Origin of the sequence: Nocardia sp. CA-145437, from assembly GCF_050956485.1 — a bacterium.
GTDB lineage: Bacteria > Actinomycetota > Actinomycetes > Mycobacteriales > Mycobacteriaceae > Nocardia.
This window is the reverse complement of the sequence record NZ_CP191204.1, coordinates 2,243,304-2,269,320: the sequence shown is the minus strand read 5'-3', so window position 1 is coordinate 2,269,320 and position 26,017 is coordinate 2,243,304. Positions and strand designations below refer to the sequence as shown.

General features: G+C 69.7%; 22 protein-coding genes. 3 read left to right on the top strand and 19 right to left on the bottom strand.

Going from position 1 to position 26,017, the window contains the following annotated elements; translation table 11 throughout:
- Window positions 1-19 precede the first annotated feature (19 nt).
- Window positions 20-2,422 carry a Tex family protein gene (locus ACQPYY_RS10055; RefSeq protein ID WP_433593535.1) on the bottom strand — a complete coding sequence of 801 codons (2,403 nt, stop codon included), beginning with the start codon at window positions 2,420-2,422 and terminating at the stop codon, window positions 20-22.
- A gap of 119 nt (window positions 2,423-2,541) precedes the next feature.
- Here ACQPYY_RS10055 and ACQPYY_RS10050 point away from each other — a divergent pair, with 119 nt between their 5' ends.
- Complete coding sequence (locus tag ACQPYY_RS10050) at window positions 2,542-3,762, top strand: PQQ-binding-like beta-propeller repeat protein (RefSeq protein ID WP_433593534.1); 1,221 nt, start codon at window positions 2,542-2,544, stop codon at window positions 3,760-3,762.
- Between the two features lie 6 nt (window positions 3,763-3,768).
- Here ACQPYY_RS10050 and trmD read toward each other — a convergent pair whose 3' ends face one another.
- The 14 genes from trmD to ftsY form a co-directional block, all read right to left on the bottom strand.
- Window positions 3,769-4,470 carry a tRNA (guanosine(37)-N1)-methyltransferase TrmD gene (gene trmD, locus ACQPYY_RS10045; RefSeq protein WP_433593533.1) on the bottom strand — a complete coding sequence of 234 codons (702 nt, stop codon included), beginning with the start codon at window positions 4,468-4,470 and terminating at the stop codon, window positions 3,769-3,771.
- A 4-nt stretch (window positions 4,471-4,474) separates the two neighbouring features.
- Window positions 4,475-5,014 (bottom strand): ribosome maturation factor RimM, encoded by a 540-nt coding sequence (gene rimM / locus ACQPYY_RS10040; protein ID WP_379101863.1) that lies wholly within the window; start codon window positions 5,012-5,014, stop codon window positions 4,475-4,477.
- The gene (locus ACQPYY_RS10035; RefSeq protein WP_029930032.1) at window positions 5,015-5,257 is read right to left on the bottom strand and encodes an RNA-binding protein; all 243 of its coding nucleotides are present in this window, start codon (window positions 5,255-5,257) and stop codon (window positions 5,015-5,017) included.
- 82 nt (window positions 5,258-5,339) lie between these two features.
- Window positions 5,340-5,786: a 30S ribosomal protein S16 gene (rpsP, locus tag ACQPYY_RS10030; protein ID WP_357092641.1), complete on the bottom strand. Its 447-nt coding sequence runs from the start codon at window positions 5,784-5,786 to the stop codon at window positions 5,340-5,342.
- 420 nt (window positions 5,787-6,206) lie between these two features.
- Complete coding sequence (locus tag ACQPYY_RS10025; protein WP_433593532.1) at window positions 6,207-6,767, bottom strand: LppU/SCO3897 family protein; 561 nt, start codon at window positions 6,765-6,767, stop codon at window positions 6,207-6,209.
- A gap of 212 nt (window positions 6,768-6,979) precedes the next feature.
- Window positions 6,980-7,513, bottom strand: a complete 534-nt coding sequence (locus tag ACQPYY_RS10020; protein ID WP_433594607.1) for a Uma2 family endonuclease — start codon at window positions 7,511-7,513, stop codon at window positions 6,980-6,982.
- A gap of 163 nt (window positions 7,514-7,676) precedes the next feature.
- Window positions 7,677-8,777: an amidohydrolase family protein gene (locus ACQPYY_RS10015; RefSeq protein ID WP_433593531.1), complete on the bottom strand. Its 1,101-nt coding sequence runs from the start codon at window positions 8,775-8,777 to the stop codon at window positions 7,677-7,679.
- 258 nt (window positions 8,778-9,035) lie between these two features.
- The gene (locus ACQPYY_RS10010) at window positions 9,036-9,773 is read right to left on the bottom strand and encodes an MBL fold metallo-hydrolase (protein ID WP_433593530.1); all 738 of its coding nucleotides are present in this window, start codon (window positions 9,771-9,773) and stop codon (window positions 9,036-9,038) included.
- A 61-nt stretch (window positions 9,774-9,834) separates the two neighbouring features.
- Window positions 9,835-11,409 carry a signal recognition particle protein gene (gene ffh, locus ACQPYY_RS10005; protein WP_357281591.1) on the bottom strand — a complete coding sequence of 525 codons (1,575 nt, stop codon included), beginning with the start codon at window positions 11,407-11,409 and terminating at the stop codon, window positions 9,835-9,837.
- A gap of 49 nt (window positions 11,410-11,458) precedes the next feature.
- Window positions 11,459-11,767 (bottom strand): hypothetical protein, encoded by a 309-nt coding sequence (locus ACQPYY_RS10000; protein ID WP_379101854.1) that lies wholly within the window; start codon window positions 11,765-11,767, stop codon window positions 11,459-11,461.
- A gap of 187 nt (window positions 11,768-11,954) precedes the next feature.
- On the bottom strand, window positions 11,955-14,402 hold the full coding sequence (locus ACQPYY_RS09995; protein WP_433593529.1) for a [protein-PII] uridylyltransferase: 2,448 nt from the start codon (window positions 14,400-14,402) through the stop codon (window positions 11,955-11,957).
- 109 nt (window positions 14,403-14,511) lie between these two features.
- On the bottom strand, window positions 14,512-14,850 hold the full coding sequence (locus tag ACQPYY_RS09990) for a P-II family nitrogen regulator (RefSeq protein WP_040859831.1): 339 nt from the start codon (window positions 14,848-14,850) through the stop codon (window positions 14,512-14,514).
- A 5-nt stretch (window positions 14,851-14,855) separates the two neighbouring features.
- Window positions 14,856-16,160 carry an ammonium transporter gene (locus ACQPYY_RS09985; RefSeq protein ID WP_357281594.1) on the bottom strand — a complete coding sequence of 435 codons (1,305 nt, stop codon included), beginning with the start codon at window positions 16,158-16,160 and terminating at the stop codon, window positions 14,856-14,858.
- A gap of 261 nt (window positions 16,161-16,421) precedes the next feature.
- Window positions 16,422-18,107 (bottom strand): signal recognition particle-docking protein FtsY, encoded by a 1,686-nt coding sequence (ftsY, locus tag ACQPYY_RS09980; RefSeq protein WP_433593528.1) that lies wholly within the window; start codon window positions 18,105-18,107, stop codon window positions 16,422-16,424.
- Between the two features lie 214 nt (window positions 18,108-18,321).
- Between ftsY and ACQPYY_RS09975 the strand changes: the two genes are divergently transcribed.
- On the top strand, window positions 18,322-18,711 hold the full coding sequence (locus tag ACQPYY_RS09975; RefSeq protein WP_326357779.1) for a DUF2237 family protein: 390 nt from the start codon (window positions 18,322-18,324) through the stop codon (window positions 18,709-18,711).
- 34 nt (window positions 18,712-18,745) lie between these two features.
- Here the strand turns inward: ACQPYY_RS09975 and ACQPYY_RS09970 are convergent, their stop codons facing one another.
- On the bottom strand, window positions 18,746-19,630 hold the full coding sequence (locus ACQPYY_RS09970; protein ID WP_379101844.1) for a hypothetical protein: 885 nt from the start codon (window positions 19,628-19,630) through the stop codon (window positions 18,746-18,748).
- Between the two features lie 172 nt (window positions 19,631-19,802).
- A complete protein-coding gene (locus ACQPYY_RS09965) occupies window positions 19,803-20,573 on the bottom strand; it encodes a TetR/AcrR family transcriptional regulator (RefSeq protein ID WP_433593527.1) in 771 nt (256 codons plus the stop codon).
- A 104-nt stretch (window positions 20,574-20,677) separates the two neighbouring features.
- Between ACQPYY_RS09965 and ACQPYY_RS09960 the strand changes: the two genes are divergently transcribed.
- A complete protein-coding gene (locus ACQPYY_RS09960) occupies window positions 20,678-21,592 on the top strand; it encodes an NmrA family NAD(P)-binding protein (RefSeq protein ID WP_433593526.1) in 915 nt (304 codons plus the stop codon).
- 31 nt (window positions 21,593-21,623) lie between these two features.
- On the opposite strand, the gene ACQPYY_RS09955 is transcribed toward ACQPYY_RS09960, so the two are convergent.
- Both ACQPYY_RS09955 and smc read right to left on the bottom strand, forming a co-directional pair.
- Entirely contained in the window at window positions 21,624-22,262 is a 639-nt protein-coding gene (locus ACQPYY_RS09955) for an HAD family acid phosphatase (RefSeq protein ID WP_379101838.1), read from the bottom strand.
- A gap of 93 nt (window positions 22,263-22,355) precedes the next feature.
- A complete protein-coding gene (gene smc / locus ACQPYY_RS09950) occupies window positions 22,356-25,967 on the bottom strand; it encodes a chromosome segregation protein SMC (protein ID WP_433593525.1) in 3,612 nt (1,203 codons plus the stop codon).
- Window positions 25,968-26,017: the final 50 nt, after the last annotated feature.

Genomic DNA, 26,017 nt, shown 5'->3' with positions numbered 1-26,017 from the left:
GCCCGCACGTCGTGTGGCGTTACTTGCCGAAGCCGGCGCGGCGCAGTGCGTCGGCCATGGAGCCGCTGGCAGCGGGCTGGTTGCGGCGGTCCTGGTTGCGGTTGCCGCCGCCCTGGCCGCCCTGACGGTTGCCGCCCTGGCGGGCGCCGTTGTCGCGCCCGCCGCGCTGGCCGCCACCCTGGCTCCCGCGGGGGCCGCGGTCGCCGCGGTCCTGCTTGGGCTTGCCGGGCTCGTCGTCCAGGCGCAGGGACAGGCCGATGCGCTGACGCTGGACGTCGACCTCGAGGACCTTGACCTTGACCACGTCGCCGGACTTCACGACCTCGCGCGGGTCCTTGACGAAGTTGTGGGACAGGGCCGAGACGTGGACCAGGCCATCCTGGTGGACGCCGACGTCGACGAACGCGCCGAAGGCGGCCACATTGGTGACGACGCCTTCCAGGACCATGCCGGGCTTCAGGTCCGCGACCTTCTCGATGCCCGCGGCGAATTCGGCGGTCTTGAACTCCGGGCGCGGGTCGCGGCCGGGCTTCTCGAGCTCGGAGATGATGTCACTGACGGTGGGGACACCGAACTGCTCGTCGGTGAAGTCCGCGGGACGCAGGGCGCGCAGCGCGGAGGTGTTGCCGATGATCTCCTTGATGCCCTTGCCGCTGGCGTCGAGGATGCGGCGGACCACCGGGTAGGCCTCGGGGTGCACGCCGGAGGTATCGAGCGGGTCGTCGCCCTCGCGGATGCGGAGGAAGCCGGCGCACTGCTCGAAGGCCTTGGGGCCCAGGCGCGGGACGTCCTTGAGCCCGGCGCGGTTGCGGAACGGGCCGTTGGCATCGCGGTGGGCCACAATGGATTCGGCGATCGAGTTGGAGATGCCCGACACCCGCGACAGCAGCGGGACCGAGGCGATGTTCACGTCGACGCCGACCGCGTTCACCGCGTCCTCGACCACCGCGCCCAGCGAGCGGGCCAGCAGGGTTTCGGACACATCGTGCTGGTACTGGCCGACGCCGATGGACTTCGGGTCGATCTTCACCAGCTCGGCCAGCGGGTCCTGCAGGCGGCGGGCGATGGAGACCGCGCCGCGCAGCGACACGTCCATGTCCGGCAGCTCCGCCGAGGCGTACGCCGAGGCCGAGTACACCGACGCGCCCGCCTCGGACACCACGATCTTGGTGGGCTTGTGCTCGGGGATGCGCGAGATCAGTTCGGCGGCAAGGGCGTCGGTCTCGCGGGAGGCGGTGCCGTTGCCGATGGCGATGAGCTCGACGTTGAACCGGGCGACCAGTGCACCCAGCACCGCGAGGGACTTCTCGGTCTGGCCCTGCGGCTTGTGCGGGTAGATGACCTCGGTGGCGACGACCTTGCCGGTGGAGTCGACCACGGCCACCTTCACACCGGTCCGGTAGCCCGGGTCCAGGCCCATGGTGGTGCGGGTGCCGGCAGGTGCGGCCAGCAGCAGGTCGCGCAGGTTGGCGGCGAACACGTCGACGGCGTCGCGTTCGGCGGACTGGCGCAACCGCATCCGGGTGTCGATGCCCAGGCTGACCTGCAGCTTGGTCCGCCACGCCCAGCGCACGGTGTCCAGCAGCCAGCCGTCGGCGGCCCGGCCGCGATCGGCGATGTCGAACTTGACGGCGATGCGGCCCTCGTAGATGGAGCGCTGCCCGTCCTCGAGCTCCGCGGTGTCGGGTTCGAGGTGCAGGTTGAGCACCTCCTCCTTCTCACCGCGCAGCAGCGCGAGGATGCGATGCGAGGGCAGCTTGTGGAACGGCTCGGAGAATTCGAAGTAGTCGGCGAACTTCGCGCCCGCCTCCTCCTTGCCCGCGCGCACGGTCGAGGACACCTGGCCGCGCTCCCACATGAGTTCGCGCAGTTCACCGACCAGGTCGGCGTCCTCGGCGAAGCGTTCCACCAGGATGGCGCGGGCGCCGTCGAGCTGTTCGGCGGTGTACTGCGCGGGATCGGTGGCGGGGTCGCCCAGCAGCGCGTCGGCCACCGGCTCGTGCCCGGCCTCGCGCGCGATCTGCGCCTTGGTGCGCCGCTTCGGCTTGAACGGCAGGTAGATGTCCTCGAGGCGGGCCTTGGTGTCGGCGAGCATGATCTGCGCGTGCAGCGCGTCGTCCAATTTGCCCTGGCCACGGATGGATTCGATGATCGAGCCCCGGCGCTCGTCGAGTTCACGCAGGTAGTGGAGGCGCTCGTCGAGGGTGCGTAGCTGCGCGTCGTCGAGCCCGCCGGTGACTTCCTTGCGGTAGCGGGCGATGAACGGCACGGTCGAGCCGGCGTCCAGGAGTTCGACGGCGGAGCGCACCTGCTCCTCGCGCACGCCCAGCTCGTCGGCGATACGCCGGCCGACGCTGGCGAGGCGGACGGTGCCGGTGGCACCTGCGGATGCTGCGCTGACGGTTTCGGAGGCTGTCGTCACGCCCGCAGACACTACCGCCGTCGCCCGACACCCGGTGCAACGCCCACGCGCGATTCGGTCCGTTCTGTCCCGCGAGTCTCGGATCGGCGCGCCGCGAGGCCGGTGGCAGGATCGCCCCCGTGCCGATCCCGACTCTGCGCGTACGTGTTCCACGTCGAGTGTTCCGGGCCTACGCCCGCGTCGCCCTGGCGGCGGGGCTGGCGGCTGCCGCGGCGGGCTGCGGTTCGAGCGGTTCCGCCACCATCGCCGACGGATCCACGGTGCCCGACCTGGACCTGAGCGCTGTCAAGACGCTGTCGCTGGGCCCGAACGAATCCTTCGGGGTCATGTCCACGGGGGTATACACCCTGGCCGACGACGGGATCACCCGCGTGGATATCCGTACCGGACTACAGCTTTGGAAGATCGCGTCCACCGGCGCTCCGCCCGAGCAGGGCAAGATCCAGGTGCTCGACCGCGGACATGTGATGCTGGCCGGATGGCAGGGCACCCCTGGACTGACCGCCTACGACACCACCTCCGGCAAGCGGCTGTGGGACACTCCCGCCGAGCAGTGGTTCGAGTCGGACTCCGCCACCGGGCAATTCGTCCACTTCGATCCGCGCACCGGCGAGCAGCGCTGGTCGATCGATCCGGGCACGCTCGGGTGCGCCACGCCGTTACCGAAAGACCTTCCGGCCCTGTTCGATTCGGATGCGCCCAGCCTGGCCGAAGGTCCCGGCGTGGTGGTGTTCCGCTGCGCCGCGGCAGGCGGCCGGACCATCGTCGGCGGACTCGACCGCACCGCCGGATCCACGGTCTGGCATCGCGACATCCCCGAGAAGGGCAGCTTCCTGCGCGGCCCCGGCCGGATGGCGATCGTCGTGACCGAGGGCACCGTCGACACCGTCGACATGGCCGACGGATCCTCGCTCGGCAGCCGGAAAGCGGCCTCCGACAAGGAATTCCGCGCCCTGCTCGCCGACGGGTCGTCGCTCACGATGGACAGCTATGTCATCGCCGACAACAAGGACATGCGACTGCAAGCCCCCGACGGCAGCGTCCGCTGGACCGCGCCGCTGGACGCGAGCAAGGAAGAGATGCTGCCGCTGATGGTGAGCAGCCGCAACGAGGTCTTCCTGCTCATGCGGGAGAGCGGCGGGGCCAAGGCATGGCTGGTGGCCTACGACACCGGGAACGGCAAACGGACCGTCGTACTCGGCCCGGGTCCGACCGCGGCGGGCGAAAAGCCCACACTCACCATGAATCTGGACATCTCACACACACGGCTCTATCCCGCGCCGTGGGGAATCCTCGTCACGGGCTCGGACAACGCATTCGCAGCGATCCCGAAACGCTGACCGGTCTCAGCCGAGTTCGGTCGCCGCGGCCTCCGGCAGCAGATCGGGCCTGCGCGCGGCCGTGCGTTCCAGCGACTGCTCGCGCCGCCACTGTGCGACCTTGGCGTGATTGCCGGACAAGAGGATCTCCGGCACATCCAGTCCACGCCAGCTCACCGGCCGGGTATAGGACGGGCCCTCGAGCAGGCCGTCGGAGAACGAATCCTGTTCGTGGGACTGCTGATTGCCGAGCACGCCCGGGATCAACCGGACGAACGCCTCGGTCATGACCAGCACCGCGGCCTCGCCGCCGATCAGCACGTAATCGCCGATGCTGACCTCCTCGACCCGCACGCGCCGCGCGGCATCATCGAAGACCCGCTGGTCGATGCCCTCGTAGCGGCCGCACGCGAACACGATGTGCTGTTCGCCGGACCAGCGTTGCGCGGTCTCCTGCGTGAACGGCACGCCCGCGGGGGTGGGCACCACGAGCAGGGCGTCGTCCGGGCACACCTCGTCGAGGGCGTCGCCCCACACGGTCGGTTTCATGACCATGCCGGGCCCGCCGCCGTAGGGGGTGTCGTCCACGGATTTGTGCACGTCGTGGGTCCAGCGGCGCAGGTCGTGCACCTCGACCTCGAGCAGTCCCTTGTCGATGGCCTTGCCCAGCAAGGCCGCTCGCATCGGCTCGAGGTATTCGGGGAAGATCGTGACGACGTCGATACGCATGCCGCTACTCCGGGTCCAGCAGGCCCTCGGGCGGGTCGATGACGATCAGCCCGTCGGCGACGGACACGGTCGGCACCATGGCCAGCACGAACGGCACCAGGATCTCCCGGCCCGCGGGCGGGAAGGCGTCCCCGGCCTTGATCGAGAGCAGTTCTCCCGCAGCGGAATGCAGCACTTCGTTGACGGTGCCGACGACGGTGCCGTCGGCGAGTTCGACGCGGAGCCCTTCGAGCTCGTGGTCGTAGTACTCGTCCGGATCCTGCGACGGCGGCAGATCGGCGGTGTCGACCACGAACAGCATGCCGCGCAACGCATCCGCGGCGGTGCGATCGACGAGCCCGTCCAGACGCAGCAGAAGCCGGCCCGAGTGCTCCCGGGCCGACTCCACTACGAATTCCTGCGTCTGCTTCGCCCGCGGCAGCTTCCCCGTGAGGACGCTGCCGGGCGCGAACCGCAGTTCCGGCTCGTCGGTGCGGACGTCTACGACGAGTTCGCCACGCACACCGTGCGATTTGGCGACCCGTCCGACCACGAGCTCCGTCATCTACTGATCCGTGTCGACCACGTCGACGCGAATACCCTTGCCGCCGATGCCGGCGACCAGGGTGCGCAGGGCGGTCGCGGTACGACCGCCGCGACCGATCACCTTGCCCAGATCGTCGGGGTGCACGTGCACCTCGACGGTGCGGCCACGACGGCTGGTGATCAGCTCGACGTGGACGTCGTCCGGATTGGCGACGATGCCGCGAACGAGATGTTCGACAGCATCAGCCACGACGGCGCTCATGCCTGCACCTCGCTGGCGCTCGCCTCCGGCATAACCGCCGAGGCGGCTGTGCCATTGGTTCGCTCGCTGCGCTCGTTCACGGTTACTCGGCGGCTTCGGTGGTGGCCTCAGCGGCCTCGGCCTCGGCGGCCTCGTCCTTCTTGGCGGCCTTCTTCTTGGGGGTGACGGCCTCGGCGACCGGCTCGTTCTCGGCGGCGGCGAGCGCGGCGTTGAACAGGTCCAGCTTGGACGGCTTCGGGGCCGCGACCTTCAGGGTGCCCTCGGCGCCCGGCAGGCCCTTGAACTTCTGCCAGTCGCCGGTGATCTCCAGCAGACGCTTCACCGGCTCGGTCGGCTGCGCGCCGACACCCAGCCAGTACTGGGCGCGCTCGGAGTCGATCTGGATGAGCGAGGGCTCCTGCTTCGGCTGGTAGATGCCGATCGACTCGATGGCGCGGCCGTCACGACGGGTGCGGGCGTCGGCGACGACGATGCGGTACTGGGGGTTGCGGATCTTGCCCAGACGGGTCAGCTTGATACGAACAGCCATGAGCTGCTTCCTTTCAAAGGTTGGTCACGTCGCAATTCAGCGACCCACTCGCGGTGGGCCCGGTTTTGCGTCAAGTGCTGTGACCGCCGCGCGGTACGGAACCGGAGACGGGCTGACACTGTCCTCGATGAGGACGGTCGTTCATTCTGCCAGACCCCCATCCGACCGGAGAAATCGCCCCGCAACCCCCGGAAACGGCGACAGCCCACCGGAGGGTCCCGATGGGCTGTGACCGTACCCGCCGCTAGTTCGGGGTCGAGCTGCCCGAGGTCAGCAGCTTCACGATCAGTCCGGCCAGCACGCTGATGGCCAGGGCTTCGATGGAACCCACGGTCGTTCTCCTCATCAGGGGTCGAGAAATGAAACGTGTGAAGCATGCACGATTCACTATCCCCGCGCAGGCGAATCGACAGAACAGTCCTACCGGCGACGCATGCAGATGGTCAGGCCCGCGGTGGTGCCCGAGCCGTAGGTCAGACTGACCGCGGTGCCGGCGGGACACGCGTTGTCGTTCGAGTCGTGACGATCGGTCACCTCGTACCGGGCCCCGGGGCCCCCGCAATCGATCCGGTGTGTCGCCGACGCCGAGGTCGCGCGGACATTGTCGTCGGTGATGCAGTCACCGACCACCGCGTACCGCGAATCACTCAGATCCGCCGGGCCCATACAGACCACCAGCACCAGATCCGTCTTGTCGTTGCCGCGGGTGAACACCGAGTTCGCCCCCAGATCGTCCGGGCACTCCGGGCGCGCGGGCTTGCCGTAGACGGTGCGCACCGACAAAACCCGCTGCGAGGCGCCCGGATCGGTGCAGGCCACCTTCTTCATGGTGTTGCGGTCACCGCAGTCACCGAGTTTCGCGGTGCCTATGGACGTGGCGTCGGTGTCATTGGCGCACACCACGATCGCCCGGCGGCGGATATCCGCCCGCCTCCCGCGGCCACTCGCCCGGACCGTCAGCCGAAACCGTCGGCCCCCCACCGAGATTCACCTCCCCGGACTGCCCGGGCGACTGGTCCGACGGCCCCGCCACGCGGACGCTGGGATCGGATGGTTCGAGCATGGTTCCCTCCCACGGAATGCTGCGGAAACTCTCCGCGACAATGCAGGGGGCGATCCTAAGGTCCGGCATTTCGGCTGCCGGGTGACGGATTCGGATACCTATACGCCGTGGTCAGGTCAGCGCGGACCGATCAGCGAAGCTCCGCTGTTGCGATCTCGACCGAGACCGGGGCGGGCGGCGAGACCACTTCACCCTCGACCGCATAAATCTCTTGGCGATACCCGGATTCGCCCAGTCGATAGCCGCAGAATTTGGCGGGTTTGCCTTCGGGGAGTTCCACGATCCACAGATAGGGAACTCGAGCGGCGGCATACCCGGCGATCTTCGTATCGCGTTCCTCACGCGTGTTTCCCGACGACCAGACTTCGACGGCCAGCACCAGTTCGTGCGCCTCGAAGCTCTTCCGGTGCGCGTCGGCCGCGACGACCGCGACATCGGGGATGACGCCGGTGCGGAACGCTGTGCTGATCTTCACGCCGACACCGGGGAGCACCCGCAGATCCGATCGGTTCGCAGCCCGGACCGCCGCACGAAGCGCCACGAACAACTCACCGGTCGCGTACTGGTGCGACCCCGTGGGCGGAGGTGTCATGTAGAGGTACCCCAGGACGAGCTCGAGACGAGATCCATCGGACGGCTGCTCAGCGGCCAGCCAGTCTTCCATGGTTGACGGGCCGAGTGGGTGGAACGTCGAAACCTCAGCGGTCATCGTCATTTCCCGTCCGATCTGTCCGGGTGTCGGTTCAATCTGATCGACATTGTTTCATGCGCTGAACAGTCGTGGCCCGAACGCGGGACATGCACCGCTGATCCACGCACCGGCAGGCTCAGCGGTATGCGGTCACCGGGTCGCGGCGGTCGTAGACGCGGCCGCGCAGGACGACCCAGGACGGGGTGGTGAGGATGCGGAGGTTGACGCGGGGGTCTTCCTGGTAGACGACGAAATCGGCGGGGGCGCCCGCGGTGATGCCGGGGTGGGCGAGCCAGTCGCGGGCGTTCCAGGCGGACGCGCCCAGCGCGTCGTGGGGGCTGAAACCGGCTTCGGTCAGGGCGATGATCTCGTCGGCGATGCGGCCGTGGCGGATGGAGCCGCCCGCGTCGGTGCCGGTGTAGACGGGGACCCCGGCGTCGTGGGCCTTGGCGACGGTGTCGCGGGAGCGGCGGTGCAGGTCGCGCATGTGGGCGGCGTAGGTGGGGAATTTGGTTGCGCCGTCGGCGATTCCGGGGAAGGTGTCGATATTGACGAGGGTGGGGACCAGAGCGGTGCCCTGAGCGGCCATGGCGGCGATGGTGTCATCGGTGAGGCCGGTGCCGTGTTCGATGCAGTCGATGCCCGCACCCAGTAGGCCCGGCAGGGCGTCCTCGCCGAAGACGTGGGCGGTGACGCGGGCGCCCTCGCGGTGGGCGGCGTCGATGGCGGCCTTCAGGACCGGATCCGACCACAGCGGCGCGAGGTCGCCGACCGCGCGGTCGATCCAGTCGCCGATGATCTTGACCCAGCCATCACCGCGGCGGGCCTGCTCGGCCACGATGTCGGGCAGGTCGCGCTCGTCGTCGAGTTCGATGCCGAGTTCGCGGATATAGCGTTTGGGGCGGGCGATGTGGCGGCCCGCGCGGATGATGCGCGGCAGGTCGGCGCGCTCGTCGAGGAAACGGGTGTCGACCGGTGAGCCCGCGTCGCGCAGCAACAGCGCCCCGGCGTCCCGCTCGACCTCGGCCTGGGCGATCAACCCATCCGAATCCTCGTGCCCGCCACCGTATTTGATGCCGACATGGCAGTGCGCGTCGACCAGGCCGGGCAGGATCCAGCCGGAGGCGTGCACGGTATCCGCGCCCGGCACCGGCTCGGCGGAGATCACCCCGTCGCGCACCCACAGATCGCGAAGTTCACCGTCGGGCAGGACAAAGCCACGGAAATGCAGCCGCATGGGATCACTATCGCACGGCCACCGAATCGATCGGTTTCGAAGAAGCCTCCGGCCGCCGCCGCTTCCGCGACGGCAAGAACGTCTGCTTCTTCCAGCCCGCGGCCAAGTTCAAGAACCGCTACACCACCCTCGGATTCGAGGGCGCGGCCAATCTCGACGACGGCGGCCTGTGGGCGACCAGCTTCGCCATCGTCGAGTTGACCCCCGAGATCGAGGCGCGGGATCGCCGCGCTCGTGAAACAGCCGGCTAGCTGAGACTCAGGACTTCGCGAAAGCGCCCAGCAGGGCGGGCAGGTCCTCGCGGATCGGGAGTCCGTGCCCGGGCACCATCACCTCGGCCCCCAGGTCGGCGAGGCTCCGCGCGCTCGCCAGCGCGCCGGGCTCGTCGTGGTTGAACACGCCCGGCAGCAACTGCAAACCGGTCTCCCGCGCGATGGGGTGACCGGTGACCAGGGCGTCCCCGGAGAACAGCACGCCTTCCGACGGCATGAAGTACGCGGTGTGACCGTTCGTGTGACCGGGCGTCGGCACCGCGACGAACCCGCCCGGCAGCGCCGCCAGGGTCTCCGCGTCCGCCGCCACCGCGGTCGGCACGCTCATCCCGATATGCCCCACGCAGGCCCGCAGCGTCTGCGCCACCCACACCGCCCCGCGCCGACTCCCCAACTGTCCCACCATCTGCAGCGGCGTGATCTGCTGCAGATACTCCCGCTTGGCGTGCCGAACCTCCTCGGCCCCGGTGTACACCGGCACCCCGGCCCGCTCCACCAAGGCCGGGATCGCCCCGATGTGATCCAGATGCGCGTGAGTCACGAGGACCGCCGCGATATCGCCGAGCTGATGCCCGATCTGGGACACCGAACTCAGCACCGCGGCGGTATCGGCGGGATACCCCGCGTCCACCACGGTCACACCACGATCATCACTGACCAACGCCCAGTTGACGTTCGTCCCCGCCACGACGTACACGGAATCGGAAACCTGATCGATTTTCACGCCCGAACCGTACCGACGATCCGACCGCCGCACACGGCGACACGAAACCCGCTGCTATCCGTCAGTTCTTGGGGAAGTTCAGCTTGCTGAGATCGAAGCCCTCGAGGCCCGGGGGGAGTTCGTTGAGGCCGGCCGGGAGGTTGGAGAGGTCCGGCATGCCGCCGGGCATACCGCCCGGGAGGCCGGGCATGCCCGGGAAACCGCCGCGCACCTTGGGCGGGGTCGGGCCGCGTCCGCCCTTCTTGCCCTTCTTGCCGCCCTTCTTGGTGTTCTTGCCGCCCCGGTTGCCGCCGGGGAAGCCGAACTGGCGGCTCATCGCGCCCATCATCTTCTTGGCTTCGAAGAAGCGGTCCACGAGCTGGTTGACATCGGAGACCGCCACGCCCGAGCCGTTGGCGATGCGCAGGCGGCGCGAGGCGTTGATGATCTTCGGGTTGGCGCGCTCGGCGGGGGTCATGCCGCGGATGATGGCCTGCACGCGGTCGAGCTGCTTGTCGTCGACCTGCGCGAGAACGTCTTTCATCTGGCCCGCGCCCGGCAGCATGCCCAGCAGGTTGCCGATCGGGCCCATCTTGCGGATGGCCAGCATCTGCTCGAGGAAGTCCTCGAGGGTCAGCTCGCCGGAGCCGATCTTGCGGGCGGCCTCCTCGGCCTGCTTGGCGTCGTAGACCTGCTCGGCCTGCTCGATCAGGGTGAGCAGGTCACCCATACCGAGGATGCGCGAGGCCATACGGTCGGGGTGGAAGACGTCGAAGTCCTCGAGCTTCTCGCCGGTGGAGGCGAAAAGGATGGGCTGGCCGGTGATCTCACGCACCGACAGCGCCGCGCCACCGCGGGCGTCACCGTCGAGCTTGGTGAGCACGACACCGGTGAAGCCGACACCGTCGCGGAAGGCCTCGGCGGTGGAGACCGCGTCCTGACCGATCATGGCGTCGAGGACGAACAGGGTCTCGTCGGGGTTGACGGCGTCGCGGATGCCCGCGGCCTGCCGCATGAGCTCCTCGTCGATGCCGAGGCGACCGGCGGTGTCGACGATGACCACGTCGTACTGCTTGGCCTTGGCCTCCTCGATGCCGGCGCTCGCGACGTCGACCGGATCGGACGCGGAGACGCCCAGCGGGTTCTCGCCGCCGCCGATGGAGGTGCCCGGGTGCGGCGCGAAGACCGGCACGCCGGCCCGCTCGCCGACCACCTGCAGCTGGGTGACCGCGCCCGGACGCTGGAGGTCACACGCGACCAGCAGCGGCGTATGGCCCTGGCCCTTCAGCCATTTGGCGAGCTTGCCCGCGAGGGTGGTCTTACCGGCACCCTGCAGACCGGCCAGCATGATGACGGTGGGCGGGTTCTTGGCCAGGCGCAGCCGCCGGGTCTCGCCGCCGAGGATATTGATGAGTTCCTCGTTGACGATCTTGACGACCTGCTGGGCCGGGTTCAGCGCCGCGGAGACCTCGGCGCCCTTGGCGCGCTCCTTGATCTTCGCGATGAAGCCGCGCACCACGGGCAGCGCGACGTCGGCCTCGAGCAGGGCCAGGCGGATCTCCCGAGCGGTCGCGTCGATGTCCGCCGGCGACAGGCGTCCCTTGCCACGCAGATCCTTGAGGGCACCGGCCAACCGGTCGGAAAGGGATTCGAACACCGATGCTCCTGATCTCGAGGGACGTTCACTCGAGATACCAGGGTAGTGGTTATTCGAGCGACCGCGGGCGGGGGCCGGGGCGGCGCAGGTCGTGCTTCTCGATGGCAACCATGCCGACCGCCTCGCGGGCGGTGAGGCCCAGCTCCAGGGCGAGCCCGTCGAGGATCGCCCAGCCGGCGTCCGACGGGCTCTCGCCGGTGACGGCGGAGGCGATGGTCATGGCGGTCACGGCCTGCTGCCCGGTGAGGGTCCGGCCGGGCAGCCAGGAGACCACCCAGCGGTCGCCACCGACACAGCGGGCGATGTGCGCGGTCAGATCGCTCGTCATCATCGACGCGGAAACGACTTCGATTGCCACCGACTCACTCCCCTCGTGTTCGCGACTCATGACGGACACGTGCACGCGGAATACTAGGGTGTGACGCCGGTCACTCGACCGCATTGCAGCAAATCTCCTGCAACATTCTGATCAACGGGCAAACGCGTGGTTTGCCGGTTACTTCCGTCTCCTGCTCTCCAACCGGAAAACCGCTGGAAGATCCGATTCAGCTGTCTGATTCGGGCGATTTCTTCGGTTGTTGGGGCGGCACCACGGCGAGCACCGCCGCCGAGATCTCGGCTCGCCGCCCGGGCGTGTCGGTATCGCCCAGATCCAGGCAGAAGGTGTCGACGACCGCGGAACCCATGGTCACCACCTTCGCCCACGACACGTTCACCCCCGATTCGGCCAGCGCCGCGGCCAACCGGTTCAGCAACCCGATGCGGTCCTCGGCCCGCAATTCCAGCAACACCCGCCCCGGCTCGGCGGTCTCGTGCCAGAACACCCGCGGCCGCGCCTGCGCGAACGGACTCGGCTGGGTGCCGACCGCGTCGCGCTCCTTGCGGGCCAGCACCGACGCCAGATCCAGGTCGCCGTTGATGGCGCGGATCAGCTCCTGCCGCAGCAGACCGGCGTCCGGCGGATCACCGAAACGCGGGGCCACCACGAAGGTGTCGATGGCCGACTCGCCCACACTGGCCAGCTCGGCCGACAGCACCCGCAGCGAATGCACGGCCAGCACGCCCGCGGCCTCCGACAGCAGGCCCGGACTGTCCGGGGCGACCACGGTGACCACGTGGTGGTAGCGCCCGTCCCCCGGCTTCAGATCCACGTGCACGCCACCGGATGCCGCGCGAGCGCGCAATTCCTCGGGGATCGGGGTCGGCTCCGGCAGCGGATCACCCGCCATGGCGTGGCGGCAGTTGCGGACCAGGTCGCCGATCAGCGAGGCCTTCCAGTCGTTCCACACCCCGGGCCCGGTGGCCAGCGCGTCGGCCTCGGCCAGCGCGGCCAGCAGTTCCAGCAGGTGCGGGTCGCCGCCGAGGGCGTCGATCACCATCTTCACGGTGTCGGAGTCGGAAGTGTCGCGGCGCGTGGCGGTATCGGGCAGCAGCAGGTGGTGGCGCACCATGGCCGCCAGCGTCTGCACGTCGGAGGGCCACAGCCCCAGGCGATTTCCGATCGATACGGCCAGTTCCGCGCCGACCACGCTGTGATCCTCGGTGCGGCCCTTGCCGATGTCGTGCAACAGCGCGCCCAGCAGCAGCAGGTCCGGGCGCGAGACGCGGGTGGACAGCGCCCCGGCCTGGGCGACGGTCTCCATCAGGTGGCGGTCCACGGTCCAGGTGTGCATGGCGTCGCGCGGCGGCAGGTCACGCACCACGCCCCATTCCGGAAACAGCCTGCCCCACAAGCCCGTCCGGTCCAGGGCCTCGACGGCGTCGACGCTGCCGCGGCCCGCGCCCAGCAGCACCAGCAGGTCGTTGAGCGCCTCCTTGGGCCACGGCTCGCGCAGCTCGGGCGCGTCCTCGCCGAGGCGGTTGAGGGTGTTGGCCGACATCGGCAGCCCGGTCTGCGCCGACGCCGCGGCCACCCGCAGGATCAGGCCGGGATCGCGCTGCGGGCGGGCATCGCGGGCGAGCACCACTTCTCCGGAATGCTCGACCACCCCCTCATCGAGTGGTCGGCGCACCGGAACACGGCGCAAGCGCGCGAGCCCGCGGCGGGGCAGCGCGTTCCCGGCGGTCCGCAGCCCGACATCGGTGGAGTAGCCGATGGTGCGGGCCGCGTCGCTGAGCGTGCGGGCCAGATCGAAGCGGTCACCGATCCGCAGGGCCGCCCCGATCTCGTCGGCGTCCTGGGCCCGCAGCTGGTCGCGGGCGCGGCCCGCCACCCGATGCAGCTCGGTGCGTACATCGAGCAGGCGGCGGTGCGCCTGCTTCAGCCCGCCGCCCGGCACTTCCGGACCGAGCCCCGGCATGGCGTCGGTCAGTTGTGCGATGGCGAGGGCGTCCAGCAACTGGATGTCCCGCAGTCCGCCGCGCCCGTTCTTGAGATCGGGTTCGGCGCGGTGGGCGACGTCTCCGCTCCGGCGCCAGCGGGTCTGGGCCTGCTCGATCAGGGCGTCGAAACGGGACCGGATCCCGGCCCGCCAGTCCCGGCGCACGCCGCCGATGAGCAGATTGCTCAATCCGTCGTCGCCGACGATGTGCCGCGCCTCGAGCATGCCGAGGCCGGCGGTGAGATCGTCGGCGGCCACGCGCAACGCCTGCGGGACGGTGCGCACGCTGTGATCGAGCTTGATGTGGGCGTCCCACAGCGGATACCAGAGCTGATCGGCGACCTCGGCGACCCGGGCGGGGTCGACGTCGTCGTAGAGCAGCACCAGATCCAGGTCGGAATAGGGCAGCATCTCCCGGCGGCCCAGTCCGCCCACCGCGACCAGGGCGAGCCCGCTGTCGGCGGTGATGCCGACCTCATGGCCCTTGGTGGTCAGCCACAGGTCGTAGAGATCCACCAGGGCCTCACGCAGGGCCTCGGCGTCGAGACGGGTGGCGCGGCCGTTCGAGCCGTGCTCGCCCAGCAGCTGGTTGCGGGCCCGGACCAGGTCCGAGGCGCCTCCGGGGACTTTGGTGCCCTCGGCCTTGTCTTCGCGTTCCTGCTGGAAACCCACAACCGCCCCTCTCGATTCAATTCAGTTCGCCGCCCCGGAACGGGGACGGCCCCGTCACCGCCGGTTTCGACACCGACGGGCCGGGGCCGCCACGGGGATCCCGCTCGAATTACAGAGCGTCGGAACCGCGTTCGCCGGTGCGCACCCGGACGATGGCGTCGACCGGGGTGACCCAGACCTTGCCGTCGCCGATCTTGCCGGTGCGGGCGGCTTCGACGATGACCTCGACGACCTTGTCGACGGAGGCATCGTCCACCACAACCTCGACCCGGACCTTCGGGACGAAATCAACCGAGTACTCGGCGCCGCGGTAGACCTCGGTGTGGCCCTTCTGACGGCCGTAGCCCTGCACCTCGCTGACGGTCATGCCGAGCACGCCCGCCTGCTCCAGGCCGGTCTTCACGTCCTCCAGGGTGAACGGCTTCACGATCGCAGTGATCAGTTTCATGTTCGTCATGCCTCCTTGACGGCGGCGGTGCGCGCCGCACCACTCACAGCAGCGAAATCGTATGCCGATTCTGCGTGCTCGGACTCATCCAAGCCCTGGAACTCGGCTTCCTCGTTCACCCGGAGACCGATGGTGTACTTGATGGCGAGCGCGATGATCAGGGTCGCGATGCCCGAGAAGGCAAGCACCGCACCGGCTCCCACGGCCTGCTTGATCAGCTGATCGAAGCCGCCGCCGTAGAACAGACCCTTGACCGCGGCCGGGGCCTCGGGGGCGGCGACCAGGCCGACCATCAGGGTGCCCGCGATACCGCCGACCAGGTGGACGCCCACCACGTCGAGCGAGTCGTCGAAGCCGAACTTGAACTTCAGGCCCACCGCGAGAGCACAGAGGACACCGGCGACCACACCGATGGCGAGCGCGCCGATGACGTTGACCGAGGAGCAGGAGGGGGTGATGGCGACCAGACCGGCCACGATGCCCGAGGCGGCGCCCAGCGAGGTGGCGTGACCGTCGCGGATCTTCTCCACGAGCAGCCAGGCCAGCATGGCGGCACCGGTGGCGACGGTGGTGGTGACGAAGGTGGCGCCCGCGATGCCGTTGGAGCCGACGGCCGAACCGGCGTTGAAGCCGTACCAGCCGAACCACAGCAGACCGGCGCCGAGCATCACGAACGGCAGGTTGTGCGGACGCATCGGGGTCTTCGGCCAGCCCTTGCGCTTGCCGAGGACGATCGCCAGGACGAGGCCCGCGACACCGGCGTTGATGTGGACCGCGGTACCACCGGCGAAGTCGATCGCCTTGAGCTTGTTGGCGATCCAGCCGCCGTGCTCACCGGTGACGCCGTCGAAGGCGAAGACCCAGTGCGCGACCGGGAAGTAGACCACGGTGGCCCACACGGCCGAGAACAGCACCCAGGACCCGAACTTCAGGCGGTCGGCTACCGCACCGGAGATCAGGGCGACGGTGATGATCGCGAACATGAGCTGGAAGGCCACGAAGACCGTCGCCGGCACCGTTCCCGCCAGGGGGATGGCCGACTTGATCGTCTGGTCGGTGCTGCTGGCCAGGTAGGTGCCACCGAACAGCGACTTCAGCCCGAAGTACTGGGTCGGGCTGCCGATCAGGCTGCCCTTGTCGTCGCCGAAGGCGACGGAGAAGCCGTACAGCGCCCATAGAACAGTGATCACGCCCATCGAGGCGATGCTCATCATGATCATGTTCAGGACGTTCTTCGAGCGGACCATACCGCCGTAGAAGAACGCCAATCCGGGTGTCATCAGAAGCACGAGTGCTGAACTGGCCAGCATCCATGCGGTGTCGCCGGTGTCGGCTGCACCGATTACGGGAAACGCCACCTTATGTCCTCCTCATCTCTGGCCCCGCAGCAACCTGCGCATAAGCCTGCAATGAGATTCGTCAGTCGGTGTTTCCTCCGTGATCCTGCGGCGTTTCGCGTAGGTGAACGGATGAGATTGCAGTGTTGCGGTCACGTTTCCGGTCCCGCACCACTGTTACGACAGCATTGTGAGGATGATGTTGGTTTCGATATCGGCGCAGTTCAGTAGGGATTAACCCAGCAGGGCGTCGACGAAGGCGCCGGGTTCGAAGGGAGCAAGATCATCCGCACCCTCACCCAAACCGACCAGTTTGACCGGTACGCCCAGCTCATGCTGCACCTGGAAGACGATGCCGCCCTTGGCGGTTCCGTCCAGCTTGGTCAGCGCCACACCGGTGATGTCCACGACGTCGGCGAAGACCCGCGCCTGCATCAGACCGTTCTGACCGACCGTGGAGTCCAGCACCAGGATGACCTCGTCGACGGCGGCCTTCTTCTCGACCACGCGCTTGACCTTGCCCAGCTCGTCCATCAGGCCGGTCTTGGTGTGCAGGCGGCCCGCGGTGTCGATGAGCACCACGTCCACGCCGCGATCGATACCGGCCGACACCGCGTCGAACGCCACGGCGGCGGGGTCCGCGCCCTCCTTGCCGCGCACGGTGTCGGCGCCCACGCGCTCACCCCAGGTCTGCAGCTGATCGGCGGCCGCGGCCCGGAAGGTGTCGGCCGCGCCCAGCAGCACGCGGCGGCCGTCGGCGACCAGCACACGCGCCAATTTGCCGGTGGTGGTGGTCTTTCCGGTGCCGTTCACGCCCACGACCAGCAGGATCGAGGGGTGATCGTGGTGCGGTAGCGCGCGGATGGAGCGATCCAGCTCCGGACGTAGCGCTTCGACGAGCACCTCGCGCAGCAGCGCGCGGGCGTCGGCGGCGGTGCGGATGCTGCGTCCGGCCATCTCCTCGCGCAGACGTTCCACGATGGCGGCGGTGCTGGCGGTGCCCAGGTCGGCCATGACGAGGGTGTCCTCGATCTCCTCCCAGGAGTCCTCGTCCAGATCGCCACCGCCGAGCAGCCCCAGCAGGGACTTGCCGACGGCGTTCTGAGAACGGGACAGGCGGCCGCGCAGCTTGGTGAGACGTCCCGCGGTGGGTTCGATCTCGGCGATCGCCGGGGCGGCGGCCTCGGCCGGAGCGGTGGTCTCGGGGGCGTGCGCACCGGCGTGGGCGGCGACAGCGGCCTCGGCGCCCGCCGCGATCTCGGCGGCGGCGACGGCGGCCTCGGCGGCTTCCTCGGCCGCGGCCTCCTGCGAGAGCGGCTGCTCGGCGACATCACCGGCGGCCTTGCCCGCGGCGATCTCCCCGGCCGCTTCGGCGGCCTCGACGGCCGCGGCGCGGGCCGCGGCGTCATCCGACTCGGCGGGGGCGTCGGTGGCGGGCGTGACTGCCGCATCGGTGGCGGGAGCGGTCTCCTCGGCGGCGCTCGCGGTGGTGTCGGCCACGCTCGCGGTCGCGTCCTCGGCGGGCGTGACGGTCTCCGCGGCCGCGGCGGGTTCGGGCCCCTGGACAGGTTCCGGGAGACGCACCTCGTGGATGCTGCGCTTGCCGGAGTCGCGCGGAATGGCCGCGTCGTCGCCGATGTGCGGCTGCCCCTCGTCGTCGGTGCGCTCGGGCGGGAGCGGCACCGGTTTGTCCTTGGTGGCCGGGACCTGCTCGCGTTCGGGCGCGGAGGTGCCCTGGCTGAAGCTGAATCCGCTCGCGGCCTGGTATCCGCCGGACCTGTCGGTCAGCTCCTTGGTCTCGGTGACCTCCGGGGTCAGCGAGATCCGGCGGCGCTTGTTCAGGGCATATCCGGCAACCAGCGCCACGAGCAGCACCGCGGCGATGGCGGCGATGAGAATCCAAACTTCTGCAGTCGTCACGTCCCCATCCTTTCAGAGGCGGTTGCCATGTCGGATTCACGCACCTACCGTCGCGTCGGGGGCCGTGGCCGATATCACACGGCGGGGCCGTGGGATGTACGACACGCCGGGGTGTGGGCCGAAAATCCGACCATCTACCAACCGGTCTGCTCGACTACGTGCCACAGTGCGGAAGGAGCGGCGAATGCGACACCGAGACAATAGGATCGGCGACGTGACCGATCGAAATGTGCTTGGGGGACCGCTGGAGGAGTGTGGCACCGATCCTCTCACCGGCTTCTACCGGGACGGATGCTGCAGCACCGGTCCCGAGGATTTGGGTAGCCACACCGTCTGCACGGTGGTGACCGCGGAATTCCTGGAGCACCAGAAGTCGATCGGCAACGACCTCGTCACCCCGCGGCCGGAGAACAACTTCCCCGGCCTGCAACCGGGTGACCGCTGGTGCGTGGTGGCGGTGCGCTGGCTGCACGCCCACGAGGACGGGGTGGCCGCACCCGTGGTGCTGGCCGCCACCCATGAGAACGCCCTCGAGGTGGTGCCCATGGAGACGCTGCGCAAATACGCCGTCGACGTCCCCGACGACGTCAGCGACCTGCTCTAGTCGTCAGCGCCCGCTCCAGTCGTCAACGCCCGCTCTAGTCGTCAACGCCCTTGCGCAGCAAAGCCTCGGTGGCGCTGCGCAATTCGACCCGGGCCGCGAACAGTCGCGGATCGGAGGCGAACGCCACCCGGTCCGCGCCCGCGTGCAGCGGGCCGTTGAGCACCTGCAGGGTGATGGAACCGGCGATGGCCCCGAAGAACAGCGCCACCAGCGCGGGCCGCTCCCCCGCCAGGGCCAGGGTGAGCGCCGCCTGGCCACCGAACACGGCCGCGGTGGCCGCCGAGATGACCAGCGAGTGGGTCATGTCCGCGCGCAGCGCCTCACCCTCGTCGTAGGCGTCGAGCACCGCGATGCCCAGGCCCAGCACCACCAGGTCGGCGGCGGTCACCGACAGCATGGCCGTGCTGGGCAGCACGTTGAACCCGAGCAGGATGAGCGCCGCGCTCATCCCGAGCAGCAGCGCGCCCACGGTGAGCAGCCCGGCCGCGGAACGGCGTGAGTCCTCGGACCATTCGGCCTGCTGGCCGAGCATGGCCAGCATGGTGCCGAGCAGGGCCAGCAGGGTGACCGCGCCGAGCACGTAGCCCGCAGGCAGGAAACCGCCCGCGGCCGGCATCGCCAGCACCGCGCACAGCGGCACCAGCCCGACCCGCCACCAGCGGTCGACGCGTTCCACCCCGGCGGGCAGCAGCCGCACGAAGACACCGCTGAAGGCCAGCACCGGGGCGCACACCAGCACGATGCGCACACCGTCGAACCAGGGACTCCCCCCTGCCATCCGATCCGCCACCACCGCGGCGGCGAACGCCAGCAATCCGATTGCCGCTCTGCGTAACAACAGCTTTCGCGGATCCCGCGCCAGTAGATACAAACCGAGCCACCATGCGGCACCGAACGCCGCGGCCGACACCCAAACCACGCAGGGAGCGTACTGCCCACCGGCGGTTCGCGGGGGCATACCGCAACGCCGTATATGGCCTTCTACCAGTATTTTTCGCCGATTCAGCCCCCTCGTCACACCTTCGCATCCGTTTGGGCACACGCAGGTCACGAAGGGCCCCAACGGCTTTCATCGGGGCCCGGCGGAGGGGTCAGGCGGGTACCGCGTGGCGGCGGCGGTGGGCCTTCTGACGGCAGGCTGCCGAACAATAGCGCGCGGGGCGGCCGGTGCCGGTCGGGTGGATCGGGGTGGCGCAGATCGGGCAATGCGGGGCCGGGGTTTCGTCACGGATGGCCGTTTCGTCACGCGCGGCCATCGCGTTCCCACGTTTCGTTACGGGCCGCGCCGGGGGGCGGGTGCGCATGGCGTCCAGGACGAGGGCGGCGGGGCGGGACAGCTCGCGGTCCGGGGACAGGCGTTGGATCGCAACACATCCTGTGAACAGGGCGAGAACGTCGGGAACGGTGAGGTCGGCGCGGACCGAGCCCTGCCGCTGGGCGGCGGTGAGCAGGTCGCCGAGGGCGGCGTGGAAACGGGCTCCGGCGTCGCGCACCAGTTCACGCGGCCAGCCGTCATTGTTGACCATGTCGCACACGGCCTGGTTGCGATGGCTGGAGGTGATCACCTCGGCGCAGAAAGCGAAGAAGGCGGTCCCGGCGTCAGGGGCGTCGCGCAGCCGGTGGCCCAGGCCGGTGAGCCGGTCGATGCGTTGCTGCATAACGGCTTCCAGCAGCGCGGTCTTGGTGGGGAAATGGCGGTACACGGTGCCCGCGCCGACCCCGGCGCGGCGGGCCACCTCGGCCAGGGAGACCGCGAGCCCGCCCTCCGCGAGGGCGCGGTGGGCGGCGGCCAGGACCAGGGCGCGATTGCGGCGCGCGTCGGCGCGGGACTTGGGGGCGAGGCCGCTGGTGGGTGCGGGCATTTCGTTACGCGCGTCCTTTCCGGTGCTGGCCAACGGAAACGCGGTGGTCCTAGCGTGCATATCCGGGTCGACTGACCCGAATACTACCGAACGAACGGGTGAGAATGTCTACTCAGAAGGATCTGGCGTCCTCTCGTCATGACCTGATCTTGGTGACCGGCGCGACCGGCAAGCAGGGTGGGGTCACCGCGCGCCGGCTGCTCGACACCGGCCGGTCGGTGCGCGTCCTGGTGCGCGATCCGGAATCGGCTGCGGCGCAGGCCCTCGCCGCGGCGGGCGCGGAGCTCGCCGTCGGCGACTTCGACCGGCCCGAGACCCTGGCGCCGGCCCTGGCGGGTGTGGGAGCGGCGTTCCTGGTGCCGCCCGCCGCTTTCGGCCCCGACGGCTGGGATGTCGACCTGGAGGTCGCGCGCGGCGCAGCCTTCATCGACGCGGCCGGCGCGGCCGGCGTCGAGTACATCGTTTTCACGACCGTCGCCTCGCTGACCGAGGACGGCCAGTGGGGTGCGCAGGGCAAACGCCGGGTGGAGGCGGCGCTGCGCGCGAGCGGCCTGCACTGGACGATCCTGCGTCCGGTCCGGTTCATGGAGAACTACCTCATGCGGGGCTTCCCGGTGGACGGCATCAACGACGGCGTGCACCGGCATCTGTTCCCGGCGGACAAGCCGATCCAGTCCATCGCGATCGAGGACATCGCGGTGATCGCGCAGCTGGCCTTCGACGATCCGGCCCGCTTCCACGGCGAGGTCCTGGAGTTGGCCGGTGACGCTCTCACCATGACCGAGGCCGCGGCGGCCATCACCGCCGCGACCGGGCATCAGGTCCGCTATGTGGAGGCCTCGCCGGCCGATGCCGAGGCCATGGGCCCCGAGGTCGCTGTGGTCTGGCGGCTGTCCCGGGAGGGCCGGGGCTGGCACGCCGATATCCCGGCGGTCCGCGAGATCCATCCCGGCCTGCGGACTTTCGAGGCGTGGCTCGCCGAATCCGGTGCGGCGCGGTTGAAGTCGCTGCTGGATTGACGAGCTCGGGCTCGATCGGGGTCCGGGTGGATCAGTTCAGCGCGCCGTTGTAGTCGGGCAGCTTGAAGGTCTGCTGGGCGTGGCCGCCGGACAGGTCGGAAGCGCTGTTACCGATATTGGCGACGATGGTGTAGCCCTGGGCCTCGATCGAGGCGCGGGTGGCGGTCTTGTAGTCGGCGAGCGCGCCCGCGCCGGAGGACCCGGTGGTGAGGCCGCCGCCGTAGAGGCCGTCGACCGGGTAGCCGACCGTGGTCAGGTTGATCTGGCTGTAGATGTTCATCACCGAGGGGCGGCCGGTCACGAAGATGATCGACGCGCCTTGGCTTTTCGCCCACTTGGCCAGCGTCAGCATGGGCGGGATGGCCGGGGTGATGGGTGCCGCGTGGTAGCTGGTCTCCAGCGAGGTGTTGTCGATGTCGAGGACGATGGCCGGCTTGGTGACGCCCGGCAGCGCGGTGGTCAGGTAGGCCTGGGCGGCATTGGCGACGGTGGTGACGTCGCTGATCCACTGGCTGTAGGGCGGGAGGTTGGCGTTGCTGCCGCCGGAACCCGACAGGGATCCCGTGCCCGAGCCGGACCCGGCGGATCCGGTGTCGGCGAGGGCGAGCGGGAGCGGAGCGGCGAGGCCGACGGTGAGTCCGGCGGCCAGGACGGCGATGGAGCGCTTCATGGGGCCGGACGCTAGCGGCAACACAATGGGACGCGCAGGTGTTTCACTCTGACATCGGGATGAATTCCCGCTCAGCGGGACACCGCGGCGAATCTACGGCGTCGCGCCGACCAGGTTCTCCCCGCGCATCCGCTGCGAGATCACCTGCGTGATGCCGTCACCGCGCATGCTGACGCCGTAGAGGGCGTCGGCGATCTCCATGGTCGGCTTCTGGTGGGTGATCACGATCAGCTGGCTCTTCTCCCGCAGCTGCTCGAACAGTCCGATGAGCCGGCGCAGGTTGGTGTCGTCCAGCGCGGCCTCGACCTCGTCCATCACATAGAAGGGAGAAGGCCGGGCGCGGAAGATCGACACCAGGAAAGCGACCGCGGCCAAGGACTTCTCGCCACCGGAGAGCAGCGACAGCCGCTTGACCTTCTTGCCGGGCGGGCGGGCCTCGACCTCGACGCCGGTGGTGAGCATGTCCGCGGGGTTGGTGAGCAGCAGCCGCCCCTCACCGCCGGGGAACAGGCGGCCGAAGACGCCGGTGAACTCGCGTTCCACGTCCTCGTAGGCCTCGGTGAAGACCTGCAGGATGCGCTCGTCGACCTCGGCGACCACGTCGAGCAGGTCCTGGCGGGCCTTCTTGACGTCCTCGAGCTGGGTGTTGAGGAAGGTGTAGCGCTCCTCGAGGGCCGCGAACTCCTCCAACGCCAGGGGATTCACCTTGCCGAGGGTGACCAGGTCCTTCTCGAGCCGCTTGGCGCGGCGTTCCTGGGTGGCGCGGTCGTAGGGCATGGGCTGCGGCTCACTGACCGCGTCGCCTCGCTCGCGCGCCTGCTCGTACTCCATCATCTCCAGCGCGGTGGGCGGCATGGGGACGTCGGGGCCGTATTCGGCGATGAGGTCGTCGAGGCTGACGCCGAACTGTTCGGCGATGGTGGTCTCGACCTGTTCGATGCGCAGCGCGGCCTGGGCGCGGGCCACCTCGTCACGGTGCACGGCGTCGGTGAGCTGGGCGAGCTGGGTGTTCAGGGCGCGTGAACGCTCCTTGGTCTGATCGGCCTGGGCGGCGTATTCGCCACGGCGGCGCACCAATTCGTCGCGGCGGGCGGCGGCCTGGGCCACCACCTGCTCGAGTTCGGCGGCGATCTTCTCCGCGGACGCGGCGACCACGGCGGCGAGGGCGGCGGCCTGGCGGCGGGCCGACTGGGCGCGTTCGGCGCGGGCCCGGTTCTCGCGTTCGGCGCGGGCGGCGCGGCGCAGCGAATCGGCCTTGCCGCGCACCGATTCCGCGCGTTCCTCGGCGGTGCGCACGGCCAGGCGGGCCTCGACCTCCATGGAGCGGACCTCGGCGAGGGCGGCGGCGGCCTCCTCGCGGGCGTACCCGGCGGTCTCGGTGCCCGCGGATTCCGGGTCCAGGTCGGCCTGTTCGTCCTCGGCGTGGCGCAGCCGGTCCTCGAGTTCGGCGAGCTTGGCGAGGGTTTCCTCGCGGCCGGTCTCGGCGTCGGCGCGCTGGGCCAGCAGCCGGTCGCATTCGCGCTGGGCGCCGCGGGCGGCGTGGCCGAGGCGGCCGAGCCGGTCGTAGATGGCGACCAGGGCCTGGTCGGATTCGTGCAGGGCGAGCAGGGCGTGGTCGACGGCTTCCTTGCGGTCGGTCTGCTCCGCGAGCGCCCCGGCCAGCGCGGCTTCCAGTTCCTCGGCCTGCCGCTGCCAGGACGCCAATTCGGCGGTGGCGGAATCGATGTCGGCCTGCACCTCGAGCTGGCTGGGGGCGCGGTCGGAGCCGCCGAGCAGCCAGCCGCTGCCGGTGATGTCGCCGTCGCGGGTGACGACCCGCAGTTCCGGGCGCGCCGCGATGACCTGCGCGGCGGTGGCGAGGTCGTCGGCGACGGCGATGCCCGCGGTGAGGGCGGTGATCGCGCCGCGCAGGTTGGCGGGGCAGTCGACCACATCGGCGAGCCAGCGGGCGGGGCAGGGCAGGGGGGAATTCGCCTGCGCCGCAGCGAGGTGCGCGGCGTCGGCGTAGACCAGGGCGGCGCGGCCGCCGTCGGTCTCCTTGAGCGCGCGCACCGCGGCGTGCGCGGCGGGTCCGGTGTCGGCGGCCACGGCGTCGGCCAGCGGACCGAGGGCCGCGGCGACCGCGGACTCGAAGCCGCCGTGCACGCGGATCAGGCCGGACAGCGGGCCGAGCAGTCCGTCGGCGCGGTGCTCGAGCAGCCAGGCCGCGCCGTCCTTGCGGCGCAGGCCCATGGCGAGGGCTTCGATGCGGGCGGTGAGGGAGGCGACGCGTTTGCCGGCCTCGCGGTCCTGTTCACGTAGTTCGGTGACGCGCTGGTCGGCCAGCGCGAGGGCCTGCGCGGCGTGCTCGTAGGCGTGGTCGAGGCCTTCCTCGCCGGCGTCGAGTTCGTCGAGTTCGCCCTGCACGGCCTCGAATTCGGCATGGGCGTCCTCGCCACGGCGGCGGGCCTCGGCGATCGCGGTGGACATGCGGGCCACCTCGCCGTCCACGGACTGGGCGCGGATGCGCAGGGTGTCGACCTGGCCGGAGAGCCGGGCCAAGCCCTCGCGACGGTCGGCGACGGCGCGGACGGCGGCCAGGTGCGCCTGCTCGGCGGCCTTGGCGGCCTGCTCGCGTTCGTAGAGTTGCTCGCGGGCCGCTTCCAGCGTCTCGGTGGCGATTTCGACGGCTTCGCGCAGTTCGGCTTCTTCGGCCTCGACCCGATCCGCTTCGCGCTCCAGCTGTTCCGGATCTCGACCGGTGCCGGTCGGTTGCTCGATGGTCAGGTTGCGCGCGCGATCACGTGCGATCCGGATAGTGGCGTTGACGCGTTCGGTCAGCGCGGACAGCTGGAACCAGGTCTGCGCGGCGGCCTCGGCGCTGGGGGTCAGCTTGGACAGCTCGAATTCCTGCTGTGCCAGTGCGGCATTGGCGGCATCGAGTTCGGCCTGCACGGTGACGTGCTGCTCACGCGCGTAGGCCTCCTTGCTCTGCTGGCTCTCGAGTTCGCGGCGGCGGCTGACCAGATCGTCGGCGGCGAGCCGCAGTCGGGCGTCCCGCAGTTCGGACTGGACGGTCGCGGCGCGACGCGCCACCTCGGCCTGACGGCCCAGCGGCTTGAGCTGCCTGCGCAGTTCGGTGGTGAGGTCGGTGAGTCGGGCCAGATTGGCCTGCATGGCGTCCAGCTTGCGGACCGCCTTCTCCTTGCGCCGCCGGTGCTTGAGCACGCCCGCGGCCTCCTCGATGAAGGCCCGCCGATCCTCCGGCCGCGATTCCAGGATCGCCGAGAGCTGACCCTGACCGACGATGACGTGCATCTCGCGGCCGATGCCGGAGTCCGACAGCAATTCCTGCACGTCCATCAACCGGCAGGAGTTGCCGTTGATCTCGTACTCGCCGGCGCCGTCACGGAACATGCGGCGGGTGATCGACACTTCCGAGTACTCGATGGGCAGCACCCCGTCGGAGTTGTCGATGGTCAGCGTGACTTCGGCACGACCGAGCGGGGCGCGGCCCGCGGTACCGGCGAAGATGACGTCCTGCATCTTCCCGCCCCGCAGCGCTTTCGCGCCCTGCTCACCCATCACCCAGGTGAGCGCGTCGACGACGTTCGACTTGCCCGACCCGTTGGGCCCCACCACACAGGTGATCCCCGGCTCGAATCGCAACGTCGTCGCGGACGCGAAGGACTTGAACCCCTTCAACGTCAGACTCTTCAGGTGCACAGCGGCTCAGACTACCCGCTCACCGAAGATTGCCCCGAGTATGCCGACCC